Annotated in this window: 20 protein-coding genes; 11 read left to right on the forward strand and 9 right to left on the reverse strand. The window is 63.9% G+C overall.

The features are described 5' to 3' along the window. The coding region (locus tag QZT63_RS01640; protein ID WP_290648002.1) for a bifunctional nuclease family protein at window positions 1–432 on the reverse strand (432 nt) is incomplete at its 3' end. A 92-nt stretch (window positions 433–524) separates the two neighbouring features. Next, entirely contained in the window at window positions 525–968 is a 444-nt protein-coding gene (locus QZT63_RS01645) for a thioesterase family protein (protein ID WP_290648004.1), read from the reverse strand. A 28-nt stretch (window positions 969–996) separates the two neighbouring features. On the opposite strand from QZT63_RS01645, the gene QZT63_RS01650 reads away from it, so the two are divergent. Beyond that, window positions 997–2,463, forward strand: coding sequence for an amidase (locus QZT63_RS01650; protein ID WP_290648005.1), 1,467 nt, complete (start codon window positions 997–999; stop codon window positions 2,461–2,463). Window positions 2,464–2,501: 38 nt separating this feature from the next. On the opposite strand, the gene QZT63_RS01655 is transcribed toward QZT63_RS01650, so the two are convergent. Together QZT63_RS01655 and QZT63_RS01660 are read right to left on the reverse strand one after the other, a co-directional pair. After that, window positions 2,502–3,629, reverse strand: a complete 1,128-nt coding sequence (locus QZT63_RS01655) for a PilT/PilU family type 4a pilus ATPase (protein WP_290648007.1) — start codon at window positions 3,627–3,629, stop codon at window positions 2,502–2,504. Window positions 3,630–3,675: 46 nt separating this feature from the next. After that, window positions 3,676–4,713, reverse strand: a complete 1,038-nt coding sequence (locus QZT63_RS01660) for a type IV pilus twitching motility protein PilT (RefSeq protein WP_290648008.1) — start codon at window positions 4,711–4,713, stop codon at window positions 3,676–3,678. A gap of 116 nt (window positions 4,714–4,829) precedes the next feature. On the opposite strand from QZT63_RS01660, the gene QZT63_RS01665 reads away from it, so the two are divergent. The 6 genes from QZT63_RS01665 (at window position 4,830) to QZT63_RS01690 (ending at window position 9,913) form a co-directional block, all read left to right on the forward strand. Next, the gene (locus tag QZT63_RS01665) at window positions 4,830–5,513 is read left to right on the forward strand and encodes a YggS family pyridoxal phosphate-dependent enzyme (protein WP_290648010.1); all 684 of its coding nucleotides are present in this window, start codon (window positions 4,830–4,832) and stop codon (window positions 5,511–5,513) included. Window positions 5,514–5,553: 40 nt separating this feature from the next. Beyond that, window positions 5,554–6,381: a pyrroline-5-carboxylate reductase gene (gene proC / locus QZT63_RS01670; protein WP_290648012.1), complete on the forward strand. Its 828-nt coding sequence runs from the start codon at window positions 5,554–5,556 to the stop codon at window positions 6,379–6,381. 82 nt (window positions 6,382–6,463) lie between these two features. Further along, entirely contained in the window at window positions 6,464–7,039 is a 576-nt protein-coding gene (locus QZT63_RS01675; protein ID WP_290648014.1) for a YggT family protein, read from the forward strand. 83 nt (window positions 7,040–7,122) lie between these two features. Further along, window positions 7,123–8,271: a homoserine O-acetyltransferase gene (locus QZT63_RS01680; protein WP_290648016.1), complete on the forward strand. Its 1,149-nt coding sequence runs from the start codon at window positions 7,123–7,125 to the stop codon at window positions 8,269–8,271. After that, window positions 8,268–8,867, forward strand: coding sequence for a methionine biosynthesis protein MetW (gene metW / locus QZT63_RS01685; protein ID WP_290648017.1), 600 nt, complete (start codon window positions 8,268–8,270; stop codon window positions 8,865–8,867). The genes QZT63_RS01680 and metW overlap by 4 nt, the downstream gene beginning before the upstream one ends. A 116-nt stretch (window positions 8,868–8,983) precedes the next feature. Then, window positions 8,984–9,913 (forward strand): histone deacetylase family protein, encoded by a 930-nt coding sequence (locus QZT63_RS01690; protein WP_290648019.1) that lies wholly within the window; start codon window positions 8,984–8,986, stop codon window positions 9,911–9,913. Window positions 9,914–10,280: 367 nt separating this feature from the next. Here QZT63_RS01690 and QZT63_RS01695 read toward each other — a convergent pair whose 3' ends face one another. Further along, complete coding sequence (locus QZT63_RS01695) at window positions 10,281–11,009, reverse strand: hypothetical protein (RefSeq protein ID WP_290648021.1); 729 nt, start codon at window positions 11,007–11,009, stop codon at window positions 10,281–10,283. Window positions 11,010–11,042: 33 nt separating this feature from the next. After that, entirely contained in the window at window positions 11,043–12,161 is a 1,119-nt protein-coding gene (zapE, locus tag QZT63_RS01700) for a cell division protein ZapE (protein WP_290648023.1), read from the reverse strand. Between the two features lie 481 nt (window positions 12,162–12,642). Between zapE and ilvD the strand changes: the two genes are divergently transcribed. Beyond that, entirely contained in the window at window positions 12,643–14,331 is a 1,689-nt protein-coding gene (gene ilvD / locus QZT63_RS01705; RefSeq protein ID WP_290648025.1) for a dihydroxy-acid dehydratase, read from the forward strand. A 23-nt stretch (window positions 14,332–14,354) separates the two neighbouring features. On the opposite strand, the gene QZT63_RS01710 is transcribed toward ilvD, so the two are convergent. After that, the gene (locus QZT63_RS01710; RefSeq protein ID WP_290648026.1) at window positions 14,355–14,621 is read right to left on the reverse strand and encodes a hypothetical protein; all 267 of its coding nucleotides are present in this window, start codon (window positions 14,619–14,621) and stop codon (window positions 14,355–14,357) included. 109 nt (window positions 14,622–14,730) lie between these two features. Here QZT63_RS01710 and QZT63_RS01715 point away from each other — a divergent pair, with 109 nt between their 5' ends. The 3 genes from QZT63_RS01715 (at window position 14,731) to QZT63_RS01725 (ending at window position 16,848) form a co-directional block, all read left to right on the forward strand. After that, window positions 14,731–15,147: an ester cyclase gene (locus tag QZT63_RS01715; RefSeq protein ID WP_290648028.1), complete on the forward strand. Its 417-nt coding sequence runs from the start codon at window positions 14,731–14,733 to the stop codon at window positions 15,145–15,147. A gap of 47 nt (window positions 15,148–15,194) precedes the next feature. Continuing rightward, on the forward strand, window positions 15,195–16,004 hold the full coding sequence (locus QZT63_RS01720; protein ID WP_290648030.1) for a hypothetical protein: 810 nt from the start codon (window positions 15,195–15,197) through the stop codon (window positions 16,002–16,004). 127 nt (window positions 16,005–16,131) lie between these two features. Continuing rightward, complete coding sequence (locus tag QZT63_RS01725) at window positions 16,132–16,848, forward strand: hypothetical protein (protein ID WP_290648032.1); 717 nt, start codon at window positions 16,132–16,134, stop codon at window positions 16,846–16,848. A 365-nt stretch (window positions 16,849–17,213) separates the two neighbouring features. On the opposite strand, the gene QZT63_RS01730 is transcribed toward QZT63_RS01725, so the two are convergent. Together QZT63_RS01730 and QZT63_RS01735 are read right to left on the reverse strand one after the other, a co-directional pair. Next, window positions 17,214–17,621: a DUF4168 domain-containing protein gene (locus tag QZT63_RS01730; RefSeq protein WP_290648034.1), complete on the reverse strand. Its 408-nt coding sequence runs from the start codon at window positions 17,619–17,621 to the stop codon at window positions 17,214–17,216. Between the two features lie 433 nt (window positions 17,622–18,054). Then, window positions 18,055–18,311, reverse strand: a 257-nt coding sequence (locus QZT63_RS01735) for a hypothetical protein (RefSeq protein WP_290648036.1), incomplete at its 5' end; no start/stop codon positions are given.

The raw sequence follows: 18,311 nt of genomic DNA on the forward strand, positions 1-18,311 counted from the left end.
GTCGCTGGGGCGAGTGTCGACATGGACGGGGGCGTCCTGGCCGGCAACCGACAGCTCCAGCATGCCGTAGTAGATGCCGTCAGCCAGATTATCCACGAACACCCGCTCCAGGGTGGCGTCCAGGCCCTGAAGGATGCTGCCGACCAGGTCGTGGGTCTGCGGGCGGGGGACGGGCACGCCGTGCTGCTCCATTAAAATAGCGCGGGCCTCGGCAAAACCGATATGAATCGGCACCACATCACCGGAGTCGGGCTCGCGCAGCAGCACCACCGGTGCGCCGCCGGCGCGATCCACCCCGACGGTCGCCAGTTCCACCGCGATCATGTCCTCCGGGTCCATGGCGAGATCCCGGGCCTGAGCCAGAGTGCTCAGCACACCGACGGACAGCGCCACGAGCAACCCAATTCCGTATCGACGCACCCAGTACTGCATGGGACCTCCCGCCTTCTTCAGGCTGTGCGCAGCGCACTGACGATCCTGGACGTCTCGCGCCACTCGACCACCAGTTTGCGCTTCCCTAGAGTTTAGTCGGAGGAAACGCATAGAGGTTCCAGCGCATCACGGATGGGTTTCGGAATGGGCACCGAGCGATTTTCCCGGCGATCCACGAATACGTGGACGAAATGGCCGAACGCACAGACGTCGGCTTCGCCCTCATGAAAGATGCCGACGCCGTACCGCACCGAGCTGTTACCCAGTCGATCGACCCGCAACCCCGCTTCGATACGCTCCGGGAAAGCGAGGGGACGCAGGTATGTGCAGCCGGAACTCACCACCAGCCCAACGATTTGGCCATTGTGGATGTCCAGTCCGCCTCGCTCGATAAGATAGTGGTTTACGGCGGTATCGAAATACGAATAATACGTCACGTTGTTCACGTGGCCGTAAATGTCGTTGTCCGTCCAGCGCGTCGTAATGCTGTGAAAGACCGGATAATCGTGCCGGCCCGGGGGCGCGTTTGTGTCCATTCGTAACTCCCGTGTAAGAAGGTCTGGCATGCAATTCGACGAATACCGGCGACATGATGCCACGGCACTGGCCAAGCGGGTGGCTAACGGCGAAGTCACCCCCCAGCGGCTGCTGGAGCTGGCCCGGCAGCGGGCGGCGCAGACAGCCACCACCATCAATGCCATCAACCGCCCCCTGGACGAGCGCGCCGATACCCAGGTGCAGCAACCGCTGACCGGCCCATTCGCCGGCGTTCCCTTTTTAGTCAAGGACTTGGCGCAGGATGTGGCCGGATCACCCACAAGCATGGGCTCGCGCGCATTCGCTGCAACGCCGGTGGCCGAGGATGCCAGCTTCGTGGCCCGTGCGACCAGCGCAGGCCTGGTCACGTTCGGCAAGACCAACACGCCCGAACTTGGCTTCAAGGCAAGCACCGAGAACCGCACCTTCGGCGCCACCCGCAACCCCTGGGACCCCGCGCGCACCCCCGGTGGGTCCAGCGGTGGCTCGGCGGCCGCCGTCGCCGCGGGCATCGTGCCCATGGCGGGCGCAAACGACGGCGGCGGCTCCATCAGAATCCCCGCCGCCTATTGCGGCCTGTTCGGTCTGCGCCCGGGGCGCGGCCGCGTGCCAGCAGGGCCGCGCTTCGGCGAGCTCTGGGAGGGTGCGGTCAGCGACCATGTGCTCACCCGCAGCGTGCGTGACAGTGCAACCATGCTCGATATTCTTGCCGGGCCGGACGTGGGTGCCCCGTTCCATGTGGCGCCACCGGAACGACCCTATGCCGACGAACCCGGCCGCCCCCCGGGGCACTTGCGCATCGCCCTGAGTACACGCTCGCCCATTGGTGGACGGGTGCATCCGGAGTGCCGCTGCGCCGCCGAAGCAGCAGCAGAGCTATTGCAAGCACTCGGACACACGGTGGTGGAGGCCGAACCTGCCGTGGACGGCATGGCGCTGGCCCGCTGTTACCTCACGCTGAATTTTGGGCAGGCCGCCGCAATGGTGGCAACCGGGCGGGCGCACGATTTCGAACTCGATACCCGGGCCCTGGCCATGCTCGGCCGAGCGCTCAACAGCGGTGAGTACGTCAGTGCCCGTCAGGAATGGAACCGCTTCGGCCGCGCCCTCGGGGCGTTCTTTGGCGACTACGACCTGTACCTGACGCCCACGGTCGCCGACCTGCCCGCGCGCATCGGCGAAATGGACACACCCCGCGCGCAACAACTGGCCCTGCGCCCGCTGTTGCGCCTGAACGCGGGACGGCTGCTCATGAAAACGGGGATCGTAGACAAGCTCGCCTTTCGCAGCCTGGAGCGCACCCCATTCACGCAACTGGCCAACCTCACCGGCACCCCGGCCATGTCCGTGCCGCTTCACTGGACCGACGACGGGCTGCCGATAGGCACTCAGCTCGCCGGGCCAGTGGGCAGTGAAGGGCTGTTATTGCGCCTGGCCGGGCAGCTGGAACGGGCAAGGCCCTGGTGGGATCAAGCCCCTCCTGAGGATGGCTAACCCTTGGGCCGCCGCACGCCAGCATTGAGCGCGGCAGCTCAGCCCCCTTCGTCCGCAAGGCTCATGTCGTCGGCCGCCGCGGAGTAGCTCGGCTTCGTGGCGTCCTCGGATCCCAACTTCGCCTGCAGGCGCACCTCGTTGGCGGAATCGGCGTAGCGGATCGCATCATCGTAAGTAATACGCCCTTCCTGATAGAGGGCGTAGAGGTGCTGGTCGAACGTGCGCATGCCCTGCTCGTTGGAACGCTTCATAATCTCCTTGAGCTCATTGACTTCGCCGTTGCGCAGCTTGTCCTGGACCAGCGGTGTGCCCAGGAGCACCTCGATGGCAGGCACACGCCCGCTGCCGTCCGGCGTGGGCACCAGCTGCTGAGCCACAACGCCCTTGAGGTTCAGGGACAGGTCCATGAACAGCTGATTGTGACGCTCCGGCGGGAAGAAGTTGACGATACGGTCCATGGCCTGGTTGGCGTTGTTGGCGTGCAGGGTGGCGAGGCACAGGTGGCCGGTCTCGGCGAACGCCATGGCGTAGTCCATGGTCTCCCGGGTGCGGATCTCGCCAATCAGAATGACGTCGGGGGCCTGACGCAGGGTATTCTTCAAGGCCACCTCGAAGGACTCCGTGTCGATTCCCACCTCGCGCTGGGTGATGATGCAGCCCTGGTGATGATGGATAAACTCGATTGGGTCCTCGATGGTGATAATGTGCCCGGTGCTGTTCTGATTGCGGTGGCTGATCATGGAGGCCAGGGAGGTGGATTTGCCCGTGCCCGTGGCGCCGACGAACATCACCAGCCCGCGCTTGGTCATGGCCAGCTCGCGTAGCACCGGCGGCAGCCCCAACTCGTCAAGTGATGGAATTGTGCTCTCGATGCGCCGCAACACCATGCCCGTGTGGTTGCGCTGGTAGAACGCGCTGACACGGAAGCGTCCCAGGCCGGTGGCACTGATGGCAAAGTTGCATTCCCGGAGCTCTTCGAACTCCCGCTTCTGGGCGTCGCTCATGATTGACAGCACCAGCTGCCGGGCCTGATCCGGCGACAGCCTGCCCTTGGTCACCGGTGTCACCCGGCCCGCGATCTTCATGCACGGCGGCATGCCGGCGGTGATAAACAAGTCGGAGCCCTTCTTGTTGACCATGAACTCGAGCAACGCGTTGAAATCCATTGTTTCCTCCATTGACCACTAGGGCGGTGACGATTCCCGGGAGCGGTCAGTTGAACTGTTCCTTGTTCGTCGCCTTGGTGGCGGCATCCTGTTTTGTGATCAGGCCCCGGCGCACCAGCTGCTGCAGGCACTGATCGAGTGTCTGCATGCCCAGTGCCTGCCCCGTCTGGATGGAGGAGTACATCTGCGCAACCTTGTCCTCGCGGATCAGGTTGCGGATAGCGGGGGTGCCGATCATGATCTCGTGCGCTGCCACCCGGCCGCCGCCGACTTTCTTCAGCAATGACTGGGAGATGACCGCGCGCAGGGATTCCGACAGCATGGACCGCACCATGGACTTCTCCGCCGCCGGGAATACGTCGATTATGCGATCGATGGTCTTGGCCGCGGAACTGGTATGCAACGTTCCGAAGACCAGGTGACCAGTCTCCGCCGCCGTGAGGGCGAGGCGGATCGTCTCCAGGTCGCGCAGCTCCCCAACCAACACCACGTCCGGGTCCTCACGCAGGGCCGAGCGCAGGGCCTCGGAGAACCCCATGGTATCCCGGTGGACCTCACGCTGATTGACCAGGGATTTCTTGGACTCGTGCACGAATTCGATGGGATCCTCGATGGTGAGGATATGCTCGTGGTAGCACTCGTTCTTGTAGTTGACCATCGCCGCCAGGGTGGTGGATTTACCCGAGCCCGTGGGCCCGGTCACCAGCACCATCCCGCGCGGATTGTCCGAGATGTCGCGGAAGATGGGCGGTGCGCCCAGTTCCTCGAGGGTGAGCACGGTGGAGGGGATGGTCCGGAAAACCGCCGCGGCCCCACGATTCTGGTTAAAGGCGTTAACACGAAAGCGCGCCAGGTTGGGAATCTCGAAGGAGAAGTCTGTCTCCAGGAACTCTTCGAAATCGCGGCGCTGCTTGTCGTTCATGATGTCGTAGATGAGTCGATGCACCTCCTGGTGCTCCATTGCCGGGAGGTTGATTCGACGCACGTCGCCATCCACACGTATCATTGGCGGCAATCCCGACGACAGGTGGAGGTCGGAGGCATCGTTTTTTACGCCAAAGGCGAGCAGGTCGGCAATATCCATAGGGCATCCTCTGCGCTGTCAATTAATATTCGGATCGATGTTCGTATGTAAGCGCCCGGCGCCCTGCGCAGACCACTTGGCCACCCAACCGCCCCGTGATACCGGAACCAGGCAACATGACCCAGATCGCCGAACGTCTCGCCCGGGTGCGGGCCCGCATCCGGACGGCAGAGGAGCGGTTTCACCGCCCTCCAGGCAGTGTCCACCTTCTCGCTGTCAGCAAGACCAAACCCGTGGATGCCATCCGCGCCGCCATGGCCGCCGGGCAGATGGCATTCGGCGAGAATTACGTCCAGGACGCCCGGGAAAAGCAGGAGCTACTGGCCTCGTCCGACGCCGAATGGCATTTCATTGGGCCGTTACAGTCCAATAAAACAAAATTGGTGGCTTCACACTTTGACTGGGTTCACAGTGTGGAGCGCGAAAAGATCGCACGGCGACTATCCGAGCAACGTCCCGAGGCCCTCTCACCGCTTAACGTCTGTCTGCAGGTCAATGCCAGCGGGGAAACGAGCAAGTCCGGCCTGCAACCGCAGGCCTTGCCGGCCCTGAGCGATGCCGTGGCGACGCTGCCAGGGCTGCGGCTGCGGGGTCTGATGTGCATTCCCGCACCCTGCGACGACCCTGAGTTGCAGCGCGAGCCGTTCCGCCGGCTCCGCGAGCTGAAGGAAGAGCTGGAGCAGCGCGGCTTTCCTCTGGATACACTGTCCATGGGAATGTCTGCGGACCTGGAGGCGGCCATCGCCGAAGGCAGCACCCTGGTGAGAGTCGGTAGCGATATCTTCGGCCCTCGGGATTGAACCGACGCGGGCCCCTGGATAACTGAGGAGCTTACCCACCGTGGATAATCAGATCATTGCTTTCATTGGCGGCGGCAACATGGCCCGTAGCTTGATCGGCGGTCTCATTGCCGACGGCTTCCCATCAGAACGCATCCGCGTTGCCGACCCCGGTGCGGAGCAGCGGGCAGCGCTGGCGAGCGCCTTCGGGGTATACGTCACCGCCGACAATGTCGATGCGGCGCGGGGGGCCAATGCTGTGGTGCTCGCGGTGAAGCCGCAGATCATCCGTGACGTCGCCGCGCAGCTCGGCCCGCAACTCGCCGAGGACCGGGCAGTCGCCATTTCCATTGCCGCGGGCATCCGTGAAGCCGATCTCTCCCAGTGGTTGGGCGCCGGTCTGCCGGTGGTGCGCACCATGCCCAATACGCCGTCGCTGGTGCAGTCCGGCGCCACGGCCCTTTATGCCAACGCGCAGGTCACCGCTGGGCAACGCAGCCTCGCCGAGTCGTTGATGCGGGCCGTCGGCCTCACCTGCTGGCTCGACGACGAAAGCCTGATGGACGCGGTCACGGCCGTCTCCGGCAGCGGCCCGGCCTATTTCTTCCTGCTCATGGAGCTCATGGAGGACGCGGGCACGGAGCTGGGGCTCCCCCGCGAGACGGCACGGTTGTTGTCACTGCAGACAGCCCTGGGGGCAGCGAAGATGGCGCTGGAAAGTGACGACGATGCCTGTACACTGCGTCGCCGGGTGACCTCCCCCGGCGGCACCACAGAGCAGGCCATCAGGACCTTCGAGGACGGCGGCTTGCGGGATCTGGTCCGCCAGGCGCTGCGAGCCGCCGCTGACCGGGCCAATGCCCTGGGCAACGAACTAGGTCAGCAGTAACCACCCACTCACAGCAACAACGCCAACCGCCGCGCCATGCGATGCGTTCGGCGGTTGCAGCCAATGACACCTGGAGCCGCGCATGTCGGGACAGTACCTCACGGATCCCCTCGCCTTTCTCGTCAACACGCTCTTTGGCCTTTACATCCTGGCCGTCATGCTGCGATTCCTGCTGCAGTGGGTGCGTGCCGACTACCGTAACCCGATTTCACAGTTCCTGATCCGGGTTACCCAGCCGCCGCTGCAGCCTCTGCGGCGCGTGATCCCGCCCATTGGTCGGGCGGACACCTCGGCGATCGTCCTGATGCTGCTACTGCAGTTCTGCACCCTGGCGCTGGTGTACTGGATCAACGGCACCAATGTGAGCGCCGGGTTCTTGTTCGTGCGCTCCGTGGCAGAACTCCTCAACCTGCTTCTCAATGTCTTCCTCGTGGTGGTGATCATCCGGGTTATCCTCAGTTGGGTGAACCCCGGCCACTACAACCCGGCTATCGGCGTCATCGACAACCTTGCCGAGCCTGTGCTCGCCCCGGCGCGGCGGATCATACCGTCGATCGGCGGCTTGGATCTCTCGCCCATCGCGGTGCTCGTCGGCATCCAGCTGATCAAGATGGTGCTGATCATGCCGCTGCGGGACCTGGCGCTGGTCTTCCTCTAAGCCCGGGGCGGTGATGGCGGTTGTCACTCCGGGAGCCCCCCAGTAGACTCAGTGCTCTTTGCCAGCAAGCCGCTACGGATCGGATGTCCGAACAATTTCCAGCCGACTCCGTCGGCCTCGTGACACCACAGACGCTCCATATCGACCAACCGCTCGAGTTGGACTGCGGGCGCACGCTGCCTTCCTATGATCTGGTGTTCGAGACCTACGGCGAACTCAACGCCGATGCCTCGAACGCCGTGCTGGTCACCCATGCCCTGTCCGGGGACCACCATGCCGCTGGCTATCACTCAATGCAGGACGCCAAACCCGGCTGGTGGGAAACTTTCATCGGCCCGGGAAAACCCCTGGATACCGACCGCTTCTTCCTGGTCTGCAATAACAATCTCGGCGGCTGCCGGGGGTCCACTGGCCCCATCAGCGTCAACCCGGAAACCGGGACCCGCTATGGGGCCGACTTCCCCATGGTGACCGTGCCGGACTGGGTCCGCAGCCAGGCTCGCCTGGCGGACGCCCTCGGCATCGACCAATGGGCGGCGGTCGTTGGCGGCAGCCTCGGGGGCATGCAGGCGCTGCAATGGGCGATCGACTTCCCGGAGCGCACACGGCACGCGGTCGTCATTGCTGCAGCGCCCAAGCTCTCGGCGCAGAACATTGCCTTCAATGAAGTGGCCCGTCAGGCCATCCTTCACGACCCCGAGTTCCATGAAGGCCGATATGGCGAGTTCGGCGTGGTTCCCCGCCGCGGCCTGGCCCTGGCCCGCATGCTTGGCCATATCACGTATCTCTCTGAAGACGCGCTGCGCGCCAAGTTCGGGCGCGAACTGCGCGAGGGGAAGATCAATTTCAACTACGATGTGGAGTTCGAGGTCGAGAGCTATCTGCGCTACCAGGCCGAGACTTTCGTGAACCATTTCGACGCCAACACATACCTGCTCATGACCAAGGCGCTGGATTATTTCGACCCGGCGGCTGAACATGGCGACAACCTGGCGGCAGCACTCAAGCATGTCACCGCCTCGTTCCTGATTCTCTCGTTTACCAGCGACTGGCGCTTCCCGTCCAACCGTTCCCGGGAGATCGTGCGGGCGCTACAGGACGGCAACAAGCGGGTCACCTACTCGGAGATCGAGGCCCCCCAAGGACACGACTCGTTCCTCATGCCGATTCCCGTCTACCGGGATCTGTGTCGCGCCTACATGGTCCGCGTGGCGAGGGAGGTGGGCGCATGAGTGTCCGCTCCGAACTGGCGCTGATCAGCGAATGGGTCCGACCAGGCTCCCGGGCACTGGACCTGGGCTGCGGGGAGGGCCTGCTACTGCGCTATCTGCGCGACACCCGGGACGTCATCGGGTATGGGCTGGAGATCGACCCGGAAAACATCCGCGGGTGCGTGGAGAAGGGCATCCCGGTGATCCAGACGGACCTGGACGAGGGCCTCAAGGACTTTGACCCGGCCTCCTTCGACTACGTCGTCATGACCCAGACCCTGCAGGCCGTGCGCTACCCCGAACACCTTTTGGACGAGATGCTGCGCGTCGGGCGCGAAGGTATCGTCACCTTTTCCAACCTGGGTCACTGGCGTTCACGGATGCGGCTGGCCTTGGGCGGACGCATGCCAGTGAGCGGGGACCCCGGCTGGGATTGGTACAACAGCCCCAATATCCACCTGTGCACGGTGCGCGACTTCGAGACCCTGTGTGACGCCATGGGCATCCGGATTCTGGAGCGCGCGTTTATCGACAACGCACACCGCAAGCGCGCCCGCGCCCAGATTTTTCCGAATTTGCTCGGAGAAGTAGCACTCTATCGGTTCGAACTTGCATAAACACAACCACGGGGAAGGCAGCGGCTCTCCCTGGGCACGCTCCGCATGGAGCGCGGCGCACGGTCTCGGGCCTTTGCGCTACTATTACCCCCACTGCTAGCGAGCGAGGTGGCCCGATGCACACATGGATTATCACCCATGACAGCTGTCTGCGGCACGACACCGGTGCGGGGCATCCAGAGTCTCCGAAACGTCTGGAGGCAGTCCTTGCGCGGCTGCGCGAGCCGGACTTCGCCGGACTTCACTGGAAGGAGGCGCCGCGCGCCCAGCGGGAGCAGCTCGTGCGTGTCCACGACGCGACCTACGTGGACAACGTCCTGCGCGCCATTCCGAGCCGGGGATTCGACGCGCTCGATGGCGACACGGTGATCTGCCCCGACTCCGGCGAAGCAGCGCTGCGTGCGGCAGGCGCTGTCTGTGCCGCGGTGGATATGGTCATGGCGGGTGAGGCGACGCGGATATTCTGTGCGGTCCGCCCCCCGGGCCACCATGCCGAGCCGGATCATGCCATGGGCTTTTGCCTGTTCAACAACGTGGCCGTTGCCGCGGCCCATGCGCGGGCGGTCCACCACATCGAGCGGGTTGCCGTGGTTGATTTCGACGTCCACCACGGCAACGGCACCCAGACCATGTTCGCCGGCCAACGCGGCCTCTACTATGCCTCAACGCACGAGTTCCCGCTGTTCCCCGGCACAGGCCGGGGCCCGGTCCCCGGCGCCCCCAACATTCTGAACGTCCCACTGCCGCCGATGACCGGTTCCCAGGAGTTTCGTGACGCCTTCCGCGACCGGGTCATCCCGGGCCTGCGGGCGTTCGGCCCCGAGTTGACGTTTATCTCCGCTGGATTCGACGCGCACCATGCCGACCCACTGGCCACAATGGAACTCGACGAGCAGGACCTGACCTGGGCGACACGGGAGATTGCCGCGGTTGCCAACCGTTTCGGCCACGGCTGGCTCATCTCCACCCTGGAAGGCGGCTACAACCTGCGCGTCCTCGCCGAGTGCGTTGCCGCGCACGTCACTGCGCTGGACGAAGAAACCTAACAGCTGGCGTTCTTGCCCCTTGACAAGCCCACGCAAAGGTGCGCCGGGATGGAGACTTATACACACCCCTCCGGGGGAGATCGAACCCGGACCACCTCGGTACCAGTCTGCGGCGGGGGCACCGAGGCAAGTTCGTAACGCATTGATTGGAAAGCCTTATTAAAAATGACGAAAAAATGAACATCCCAACACCGAGGCGCTCTTCACGGGGTTTAGCCGATGGTTTCAACGCGTCATCCACAGAATTATCCACAGGTTCGGTGGACAAGCCACAATCCTCAAGATCCGCCAAAGGTTTAGCGAACAAAGCCTGAAGTGATGTAAGCACATGCTCACAACTCGGTAAGCATATGCTGACAACTCCGGATCAGGACCATGCGAAGGTAATATCCTCCACATCCATCCACCCCAGCGGCCCAACCGGGAGCACCCGCCCGCCGGGCATACAGGGGTAGACCCGGTGCCGGGTGGCGCAGTTGAATCCGGACACCGTCTCGAAGGCGCTGAGGACTTGCGAGGCCTGCACCCATGGCCCGCCGAATAGCGGCGAGAAATCGACTCGCCGCAGCAGACCCGTGGCGTCGGCATGGAAGACATGGTCACTGCGCACACTGGGAATATCGTCTGGATAGATCACTGCAAGGCGTTGCAGCTTTTCATCACCGATGTCCAGGGGTGAGAGCTCGCGCACCGTACACCCCTCGCGATTCATCGTAAAAGGCAGACACAGGCTCTGCCAGATCACGTTGCCGCAATAATAGAGAACATCCAATTGGTCCCACCAAAGCCAGTGGGGCACCGAGCGGAACGTCGCCCCGGGAGCACTGCGCTCGTCGACCAGGGCCCCGTGAGCCTCCTCGATCCAGATGCGGCTCGGTTGGCAATAGCCCGTCTGCCCCGTTCGCGGCCATTCGGCCAGTGCGATACTTGGCCAGGCCGTGGTGACCGTCACCTCGACATCCTTGAGCGGGTTCCCCTGGAGCCGCGAGGCAAAACCCAGCCCGCCAATGGAGACCCTGGCCAGAACCGAGTGCACGCCCTGCCAGCGCTGCGCACCGCCGTGTGCCTCCAGAATCCGATCGAGCAGATCCGCCACGTACTACCTCCGTCGCTGCGTGCAGTCACCCCCTCAGCCGGCCCAGTGGGCGCTTGCCAGATAAGCGTGGGATTGCATCTCCTGGAGCCGACTGTGCGTGCGCTCGAACTCGAATCGCAACCGCGTCCCCTGGTAGAGCCGCTCCAACGGCACCTCGGCTGACAGTATCAGCTTTACGCCATGATCGTAGAATTCGTCCACCAGCGCGACAAACCGACGCGCCTGGTCCTCGCGCGTCTCGTCCAAAGCAGGCACGTTGGAAATCAGCACACTGTGAAACATTCTCGCCAATTCGATGTAGTCGGCATGCCCCCGTGGGCCGGCACAGATGGCAGCGAAATCGAACCATACAACGTCGTCCGCCACGCCGCGAACCGGGATCACCCGGCCCTCGATGGTGAGCCCGGTGTCGAAGGTCGGCGTATCCGGGGCGAGATGCACGAACTCATCGTGAAGGACCGTCTCCGCGTCATCGTCCAGGGGCCAGTGATAGAGTTCCGCCTGCTCCAGGTACCGCAGCCGGTAGTCCGTCTCGCCTTCAAGCTCCATGACCCGGGTATGTGACTTCAGTAGCTCAATGGCGGGGAGGAAGCGCACCCGCTGCAGCCCGTCCTTGTACAGCCGCTCCGGCGGGATATTCGATGTCGCCACCAGCGTGACGCCTTCTTGAAAGAGCCCACGGAGCAGCCCTGCCAGCAGCATGGCATCGGTGATGTCCGACACGAAGAACTCATCGAAGCACAACACCCGTGTCTCGCGGGCAAACTCCCGCGCAATGATGTCCAGGGGATTCTGGGTGTTGCCCAGATCCCGGAGACGATGGTGGACCATCTGCATGAACCGGTGGAAATGCAGGCGCTGCTTTTCCGGGATAGGCAGCGTGTCGTGGAATATATCCATGAGGTAGGTCTTGCCGCGGCCCACGCCACCCCACAGGTAGAGCCCCTTCACCGGCGTCCAGATACGGGTGTTGCCGCGGCGCAGGCCAAGGCGGCGCAACAACCCGCCGGACGGCGCCGGCACCGGCGTCTGCCGGAGCCTGTCATGCAGGTCCTGTAGCGCCTCGACCGCTGCCTGCTGAGCCGGGTCGGCAACGAACTCCGGGTGCTCCAGATCGGCCTGATACCGCTGCCAGGGGGTAGTGGCTGCCACGCCGGGGTCTCCTGGATCAAACGCGCATAGACACGTGTGTGCTGACGCGCAAGGCCACTAGTGTCCTGTCCCGTAAATACGTTGCGAAAATTGGCGTGGATCCTGACGGTTCCTGGCAAGGCGCGCCGACGAGGCGTAGCGGGGACTACGGCGAGAAGGCGCAACGACACCAGGGGCCGTCAGGGCCGCGACAATCGTAACGTTATTTGCGGGACAGGACACTAGTATGCCGAGAGCGACGCCAAAGGGTCCAACATGCCGCCCTGGGGACGCCGTTATGCATCGCCCATCGCGCCCATCTGGGCGACAACACGCACCCCGGAAAATGCGCGGCGCTCGCCCCTGGACGCGTCGCCACTGCTACAATAGACGGTCTTGCGGTCGTCGACTCGCCCGTGCCGCGGCCTGAGGAAGCGCTGCTCGGTTCCCGTGCCGCCCTGAACAGCCAACAACACAACAGATCAACGATGGAGACAAGCCGATGGCTGACAACAACCGAAGCAAGGTGGTCACCCAGGGCTACAAACGCGCTCCCAACCGGGCCATGTTGCGGGCCGTGGGTTTCCGGGACGAGGATTTTGACAAACCCATTGTCGGCGTCGGCAACGCGCACAGCACCATTACACCGTGCAACGTGGGCATCGGCGCACTGGCCGAGCGCGCCGAGACCGCGCTGCGCAACGCCGGGGCCATGCCGCAGACATTCGGCACCATCACCGTCTCGGACGGCATCTCCATGGGCACCGAAGGCATGAAGTACTCGCTGGTCTCCCGCGAGGTGATCGCCGACTCCATCGAGACCGTGGTCAACGCGCAGAGCATGGACGGTGTGCTCGCCACCGGCGGCTGCGACAAGAACATGCCCGGCGCCATGATCGCCCTGGCCCGGATGAATGTACCCGGGATCTTCGTCTACGGCGGCACCATCAAGCCGGGGAACTACCGGGGGCAAGACCTCACCATTGTCAGTGTCTTCGAGGCGGTGGGCCAGTACTCCTCGGGCAATCTCAGCGACGAGGACCTGCTCGGCGTGGAGAAAAACGCCTGCCCCGGCGCGGGCTCCTGCGGCGGCATGTTTACGGCAAACACCATGTCCAGCGCTTTCGAGGCCATGGGCATGAGCCTGATGGGCTCGTCCACGCAATCCGCGGAGGACGCCGAGAAGGGCGACTCGGCCGCGCGCTCGGCCGAGGTGCTCCTGGAGGCCATCAAGGCCGACCGCCGCCCCCGCGAAATCATGACCCGCAAGGCCTTCGAGAATGCGTTCACCGTGGTCATGGCCCTGGGCGGCTCGACCAACGCCGTGCTGCACCTGCTCGCCATCGCCAGTGCCGCGGAGGTGGAATTCTCCATCGACGACGTCGAGGCGATCCGGCGCAAGGCGCCGGTACTCTGTGACCTCAAGCCCTCCGGCACCTACGTGACAAGCCAGTTCCATGCCGTGGGCGGCACCCCGGTGGTGATGAAGATGCTCCTGGAGGCCGGCCTCATCCACGGGGAATGCCTCACCATCACCGGGCAGACCATCCGCGAGGTGCTGGCGGACATACCCGCCACGGCACCGGCGGACCAGGACATCATCCGCTCCATGGAAAAACCGCTCTACGCGGCGGGGCATCTTGCCGTGCTCAAGGGGAATCTGGCGGAGGAAGGCGGTGTCGCCAAGATCACCGGGCTCAAGAAGACGACCATCACCGGCCCGGCCCGAGTGTTCGACTCCGAGGAGGAGAGCATGGACGCCATTGTCGGCAACATGATCAACCCCGGGGATGTGTTGGTGATTCGCTACGAGGGCCCCAAGGGCGGCCCCGGCATGCGCGAGATGCTCTCACCCACGTCCGCGATCATCGGCGCCGGGCTCGGCGACGACGTCGGCCTGATTACCGATGGCCGTTTCTCCGGAGGCACCTACGGTATGGTGGTCGGCCACGTCGCCCCTGAGGCGTACGTCGGGGGTACCATCGCACTGGTGGAGGAAGGTGACAGCATTACCATCGATGCCGAACACAACCTGCTGCAGCTCAATGTCTCCGAGGAGGAGCTAGCGGAGCGGCGCCGCCGCTGGCAGAAGCCGGAGCCCCGCTACCGCCGGGGTGTGCTCGCCAAGTACGCGAAGCTGGTGTCTTCGGCCAGCTACGGTGCCGTCACGGACCGCGATCTGGACCTGTGAGGCGCTGGCCGGCTGGGGCGCTTTTAGTCCCGGCCCATTTGCAGCTTGCGATAGCCGGACTCGGTGATCAACACGACGTTGACCGTCGCCGGATAGATCAGCCCCGCCTCGCGCCAGCGGGCGATGGTCTCCGGTGCGTCGCCCGCCGCCAGGTAGAAGAAGTCTTGCCCTTCGCGCAACGCTTGGCAACGCTTGAACAGCCGGAATGTGCTCCCCTTGGGGAGATTGTTCTGCTGGTCGATCTGCCGGAACGTCAACGTGTTGTGGCCATTAAAGGGAATGAACTCCAAGGCTGCGCTCCGTGATTACGGGTAGACTGAAGGCCCCACGCATGGGGCCCCACTGGACGTAGACATCATAAATGGTCTTTCTTTCTCCAATGATCGGGAGGCGGCACCGATGAGTTCAATCATGGACACTGCCGGGAAGTTCCTCGATGCCTGCGATACCGGCAGAGGATGGGACGTGTGCCAGCAATACTGCCATGCTGACGCCACCTTCGCCGCACAGGCGGAGCCACTTGCGGATATCGACACCCTGGAAGGGTATACAAACTGGATGCAGGGGTTATTCGACGCCCTCCCCGACGGCTGCTACGAGATCAAGTCCCTCGCCGTGGATAACGAGCGGGACAACGTATGCGCTTACGCCGTGTTTCGCGGCACCCACACCGGCGAGGGCGGCCCTGTGCCTCCCACAGGCAGGAGCACCGATTCGCAGTTCGTCTACGTCATGGAGTTCGAGCACGGTCGCATCCGGCACGTGACAAAGGTCTGGAACGCGTCATATGCCATGGGGCAACTGGGCTGGATGTAGGGTGCTCGGGATTATTGTCATGCAGTCGGATTGAACGGAGCATGCCGATGCAATTGGACGGCTGGATCAGAGCGGTCGGTCTCGCAGCGCTGCTCACCTTGGTTGCCGCCTGTGAATTCGAATCCACGAGCGGCACGAGCGGCGGGAACGGCTCCGCCGACGCCTCGCCATCTGATTGGTGGAAATGCCCGCAACGCGTCGGCGGTACCTGGACCTTCGGCCGCGCGCCATACGGGTGCGACGTCGAGGAGTTCGGCAGCGCTGCGGTTGTTCGTTCGAATTTCGACGCGTACATCTTCGACGACGACGAACCGCAGGACAGCGAACGCATCCGCTACATGGGCGCACTGTACGCCTTCCTCGCGGACCAGGCCGCCGATTACCTTCGCAGCCGCCGCGCCGATGCCAGCGACGCGGAAGTGGCCGCGTGGCGGCGCGCCGTCTATGCCACCGCCCACCAGGAGAGCTTCTGGACCCACTACCGCGAGGCCTCGGCGAGTGCGGGCCGTTTGCTGACCATGCTCCGCGGCGACAATGGTCACGGACACGGCCTGATGCAGGTCGACGACCGCTTCCACACCAATGCCATCCAGTCCGGCATTGGCTGGCGGCTGGACGAGAACCTGAGCTACGCCCTGGACATCTATTACGAAGCTTGGCAGCGCGCGCCCCGTCAATGGTGTGTCAGTTCTCCCAACGCCTGGGACGAGCGCGCCCGCTCCGCCTATTCGGCCTACAACGGCGGACGGGGCCAGATTTGCCGCTGGACCGACCCCAACCACACCTGGGCCCGCAACGACGAGGGCTTCTACGACAAGTACGTCCGGCAGCAGTGGCAGTTCTATGCCTCGGGCTGACAGGAAGAAGGCGCGGGCGCGGGGTCTCACTTTGTTTGTAGTCGGGGTAGCAGTGCTTGTGTTGGTGTATGCCGGTTGGCAGCGGTCAGGTCCCCGCGAAGACGGGGATTCCAAGCCGGACGCGGCCATGGAGGAGACGCGACCGGCTGAGCCGACGCCAAGCGGCAGCCCCAGAGCAGCCGACGCTGAGGCCGAATCCACAAAGCCGCCCGAGGATGCGCCCTCGCCCGCGGAACCGCTTCCGGAAGGCCAGGCCCAGGATCTCCAGCGCCACGAGATCCTCGCCGAAATGCGCGACGTTTGGGAGTGCTACAAGGTCGCGGACTGCACCCTGGGCGAGGACACGGACCCGCGGGCGGAGTATTTCGAAGCCGGTGAACGATTGGCCGCCGGCATGCGGATGATTATCGAACAGCACCGCGCCCACCGGATCGGTGACTTCGAATTGGCCGAGGCCGCGCATGAGGCCCTGCAATACGACAGCGGGCCCGTACGGGCCGCGGCGATCGAGGCGCTGGGCGAACTCCCGCCCGCCGATGAGCACCTGGGCGCCCTCGTCACGGCCTTGGATCAGCACCACGACGAAAAGCTGTTCGAAATCGCCCTGCCCGAGTTGCAGCGTTACGCCGAGAGTGGCCGTCGCGAGGCAGTTGACGCCTTCCTGCAGTCCAACCTGCGCTCCGGCGCCCATTTTGCCGCGCGCACCATCGCCAGGGAGTTGGGACCGTTTCTGACCCCAGAGAACGTGACCAGCTACCGTGACCTGGTGGAAGAATTGCCCGAGGACAGCCGCCGGGCAGCGCTGCTCATGGAAACCTTGAGCGAGTTCGAGGAGACGGAGTAGCCGGGCCTCAAGGCCTCAATCCATCAGCTATTCGCGCCGAACCCGACTTCCGCTATGCGGCGCTGAACTTGAATCCAGACACGGGCGATGTGGCGGCGCAACGCCGTTTGCGGTGCGCGCTCGTGGGAGGCACCGAGCGCCTGACCCGGAACGGGAGATGCCGGATCCGTGATTGATCTCACCAGTGGTTGTCGCGAATAGCCCAGGCCAGCATGAGCACAGTTTGGCATGGCCGAGCAGCGCCTGGGCGGCGCATGCCAGGCATTATCTACACCAACCCTGCGGGGGTGGTGCTCGGCGTGGATACCCTGCCGGATCTCGCTGCCCTGAGATAGTTGCGTCCCAACGCGTGACGAGCAGCGACCCTACCGTCGAACCTCGATCATGCTGAGGAGCTTCTCGCGCAACACCGAATCCCGCTCCAGCGCTGCCATCACGGCCGAGTACTCGTGTACCTCGACGTTGCTGACCTGGATGGCCTCGAGAAGTGCATCGTTCGCCTCCCGCTGCAGCTTCTGGACATCTTCGATGGCCACGGCCGCCTGCAGACGCCCCGAGTACTCGCGGTAGATCTCGTCCACTCCAACATAGGCTTCCGCGAACCGCTCCAGCATAGGGTCGCCAAACTCATGCTGCTCGGCCATGGCGGTCGCCTTCTGCGCATACGGCTCGGCCGGGGCTTTCACCCGCTGCTCCGCGGCAGTGAGTGTCGGCGCCAGAAGCAGCCCGGAGAGCAGGGGAATCACGAACCGTTTACGTGTGCGCTGTGTCATCAAAAGCTCCTTGATCGTTGTGTCAGATGCATGGGCTGGCTGAGGTGCGATGTATTCCACAACCTCCCGGCCTGGGAAGGTCGGCCCGTGATCCCAGCTTGAAGCCGTTCCCGCCGTGGTTGTCCGCGAGGCGCGCTGTCACCTCGCGCCTCTCAACGTTGACCTTTGGCGAGAGGCGGTGTTCCCCATCGGGCATGTCAACGGGCCTGCCGTAGGTCTCAAGCCTTGCGGCACGCGTCGAAGGCCAGACGGGGCCGCTTCGGTCAGGCACAAACACTCCGTACTGTGCGCAATACTCCCGGCGTCCCCCAGCATCCTCGCCTGCAGCACGCCCGGCAGCAGGTGTTGACAGCCGACATTGTAGGTAAGCCCGAGCGGTCGTTGAGCAGAGCAGTCTGCGTCTTACTAGAACCGATCGCCTCCTGGGGTTTGGTTAGCCACAGTTATTGCGCACCTCTTGATGGTGCGCATCGGTAAGCTCCTGACCGTCGACGAGAATATCACCTACGTTCGTGAACGCCACGTCGTAAGTCACGCCGCTGTTGTTCGCGGTCACTGTCAACCGTCCTCCAACCGTCGTCTCACTGTCGCTGTCGGAATCGTCGACGAGGAGGGACTCCTCTGTCACGAACGTCAGGTCGAACCCGCACCCCGGCTTGTCCAGATCCGCATATGCCAAGCGGCCATTCA

This window comes from Aquisalimonas sp. (genome assembly GCF_007120195.1).
Taxonomy (GTDB): domain Bacteria; phylum Pseudomonadota; class Gammaproteobacteria; order Nitrococcales; family Aquisalimonadaceae; genus Aquisalimonas.